Raw genomic sequence first — 1,091 nt, 5'->3', positions numbered from 1 at the left:
GTTGATCGACGCCGAACTCCGCCTACTCCCAAGGAGGCGAGTACAGGAGTCCGCCGTTAAGCCATGAGGCATTGGGGGTGCCGGTTCGGTCGATATAATAAGGCGTCTTCGGGCCCAGGTTGCGGTCGTAGATCTCGCCGTAGTTGCCGACGGCCTTGATCATATCGGCCGCAAAGCTATTGGATACGTTGAAGTCCGTGCCGAAACCGCTCTCCGCGCCGAGAAACTTTCGGATGACCGGATCGGGTGATTTTTTCATCTCCTCCACGTTGGCAGCCGTGATACCCCACTCCTCCGCCTGAAACAGCCCGAAGACAGTCCATCTCAACAGGTTGCGCCATTTCGAGTCATTCGCAGCGACGAAGCCGGCAAATGGCGATTTGCCGGTTCCTTCGCGGAGGATTTTGTAGTCTTCGGGTTTGGGGGAGCTGCCGCGCCAACCGGCCAGGGCAGTTTTGTCCGTTGCCATCGCGTTGCACCGGCCGCTGCCCAAAGCCGCAAACACCTTGTCGTCGGAATCGAACGTCAAAACCTTGATGTTCGTTATGTTCTGAGACTTGAATAGGTTCGCAAGGGCAACCTCTGTAGCGGTTCCCTGTGTCGTGCAAATCGTTCCACCGGCAAGATCCTTAACCGTCTCAACGCCGGATGACGTCTTTACCATAAACCCGCCGGCATCGTAAAAGTAGAGCGGCAGAAAATCGACCGCGATCGCCGATTCTCGAACAGGATAAATAGTGGTAGAAAAATAGCCGACGTCTGCCTGCCCCGTCGTCACCGTGTTGAAACGGCTCTTGCCAGTAACAGTTACAAACTTGACCTTGTCCGGATCGCCCAGAACGGCAGCTGCCGTAGCACGGCATAAGTCAACGTCCAATCCTTCCAGCTTTGACGTTTTGGGATTAAGATAGCTGAAGCCTGGGATCCCATCGCCGGTCGCGCAGTTGAGAACGCCGCGCTGCTTGACGTCATCGAGCACAGAGGCTCGGGCAGATGGTGTCGCCGCAACAGCAAGTGCAAGTGCACCGCAGAAGTAACCCATAGTTGATCTTACACGCATGGCCTCTAGTTCCCCTGATTATTGTTAACAG

At 55.6% G+C, this 1,091-nt stretch carries 1 protein-coding gene; it reads right to left on the bottom strand.

The genetic code is table 11. The features are described from left to right. Positions 1-22: 22 nt before the first annotated feature. A complete protein-coding gene (locus NKJ17_RS33875; RefSeq protein WP_352692055.1) occupies positions 23-1,042 on the bottom strand; it encodes a transporter substrate-binding domain-containing protein in 1,020 nt (339 codons plus the stop codon). Between the last annotated feature and the right edge of the window lie 49 nt (positions 1,043-1,091).

The organism is Mesorhizobium sp. M0208, from assembly GCF_040322015.1.
Taxonomy (GTDB): Bacteria; Pseudomonadota; Alphaproteobacteria; order Rhizobiales; family Rhizobiaceae; genus Mesorhizobium.
This window is presented reverse-complemented; position numbering and strand designations above follow the sequence as displayed.

Coding starts and splice junctions, on each gene's coding strand:
- NKJ17_RS33875 (WP_352692055.1), bottom strand. CDS start 1,042: ATGGGTTACTTCTGCGGTGCACTTGCACTTGCTGTTGCGGCGACACCA.